The sequence below is a fragment of the uncultured Gimesia sp. genome (genome assembly GCF_937910335.1).
GTDB lineage: Bacteria > Planctomycetota > Planctomycetia > Planctomycetales > Planctomycetaceae > Gimesia.
On record NZ_CALEMX010000389.1, the window covers coordinates 1 to 2,119 of the forward strand.

Annotated in this window: 1 protein-coding gene and 1 pseudogene; both read left to right on the top strand. The window is 46.6% G+C overall.

All coding sequences use genetic code 11. The annotated features are described in order from the left end of the window. The coding region (locus Q0668_RS15460) for a family 16 glycoside hydrolase (RefSeq protein ID WP_298866265.1) at positions 1 to 1,825 on the top strand (1,825 nt) is incomplete at its 5' end. Positions 1,826 to 1,992: 167 nt separating this feature from the next. Beyond that, positions 1,993 to 2,119: pseudogene (locus tag Q0668_RS25915) on the top strand (nucleoside hydrolase); the annotation flags it as partial.

Consider the following 2,119-nt stretch of genomic DNA (forward strand, 5'->3'; position numbering starts at 1 on the left):
AAGTAACATGTTGACATCTGCAACACACACGCACACCGCGCCAACTTCGGTCCCTTTGGCGCAATGTAATCCGCATCCAGAATATGTGCAATTTCTGACCGAGAGCATCGCGCAGGCCATAATCAATGCGCATAAACGTCTCGAGCCTGCCAAGGTTGCCTGGGCGGTAGCCGACGAACCAGCCGAGGTCAATAATCGACGTTGGTATGTTAAGCCAGAGGCAATTCGTCAGAACCCTTTCGGTTCAAAGTCTGATAAAGTCAGTACAAATCCACCCCGGGGAAGTGATGTTCTGATTAAACCGGCGGGTCCCATAGATCCCGATATTTCCATTCTTTCTGTACAAACGGCAGATGGACGTCCTTTGGCACTTCTGGCAAATTACTCATTGCATTACGTGGGCGGCATCCCTGCAAATCAACTTTCCGCTGACTACTTCGGTGAGTTCGCACGACAGATTAAAAAACGTCTCGGTGCAGATGATACTTTTGTAGGCATCATGTCGAATGGAACAAGTGGTGATATCAACAACTATAATTTCAAAAATCCGCGGCCGCAGTCTGCTGCGTTTGAACGCATTATCGCCGTCGCCTCCGTCATTGCTGACCGAACGTTTCAGGCTGTCAAATCTCTACCTCACAAAAGTGATGTGTCATTAACAATGCAGGAACGCACAATGGATTTGGCAATTCGCAAGCCTGATCAGAAAGAGCTGTCGTACGCTCAAAAGCTGCTGGCAAATGCAAAAGATCCGAATCGTTTATCGACGCATGAAGTCTATGCCCGCGAGACAATTAATATTGATCAGGGACCAGACACTGTGAATATCAAGTTGCAAGCATTGAGAATTGGCGAGTTGGGTATTGTGGCAATTCCTTGTGAAGTGTTTGTTGAAATCGGTCTGGAAATCAAAAAACGCAGTCCGTTCAAACCGACATTTACGATTGGGCTGGCTAATGGCTATAACGGATATTTACCTACACCGGAACAGCATGTTCTACAAGGTTACGAGACCTGGCGATCAGGTTGGAGTTATCTCGAAGTGGATGCCTCGCGGAAAATTTCCGATCAGATTTATGCAATGCTGGATCAAATTTCCGATGTGAAAAAGCGATCTAACCCAAATCAACTGACGGCAGAGGAACAGCAACAGGGTTTTCAATCGTTATTTAATGGAAAAGAGATGAAGGGATGGCAACATAGTGGCAACTGGAAAGTAGAAGACGCTGTGCTCACACGCTCAGGAAAAGGAGGCAGTCTGATTTATGAAGCGCAGAAGTTGCCTGATGATTTTGAATTAAAATTCGAATGGAAGGTGGCGGAGGGGAGCAATAGTGGCTTATATTATCGCCCGGGACAATATGAGTACCAGATTCTCGATAATCAAAAGCATGTAGATGGTAAAAATCCAAGGACGAGTGCCGCCTCCATCTATTTCTGCATGGCTCCCTCCCATGATGCGACGCGACCGGTGGGAGAATGGAACAGAGGACGGATCGTCTGTCAGGGAACTGTCATTCAGCATTGGTTGAATGGCCAGAAAGTCATCGATCTGGATTATACGGATCCCCGCTATGCATGGCATGTGGAACTGCTGGCAAACCGGGGGGGGAATCTTGCAGATCGAGGAGCGAATCTTTCATTGCAGGATCATGGCGATCCTGTCTGGTATCGAGGCATCAAGCTCAGAACCATTCCAGCAGAGGAAAAACTGGATCGTAGTCCGGTGAAACCGGCAAAAATCACAGATTCCGTTCTAGCCGCTGAGCAGCGCAAGTTACAACGTATCATGGGAAATCGTGCGCGTCAGGCACAGAAAAAATGACTGCTTCTCCGCAGAGGGGTGAATGTGAATTTCTTTCTCATGTAAAATTGCTTTCGATTCGGGATCAAATTTCCTGGTTTATGTATCTCGTTTGAAATGTATAGTTATGCGATAAAAGACGAACTGGAAATGCAATGACAATGATGATTCGTTCCTGTCTGGTGATAATGAGTCTTTTGCTGATAGCAGAAAAAGTTGCGACAGCCGAACCCGTGCAGGTCATTTTTGATACTGATATTTCGGGGGATGTAGATGATGTTTTAGCATTGGCAATGTTGCACACCTTGGCAGATC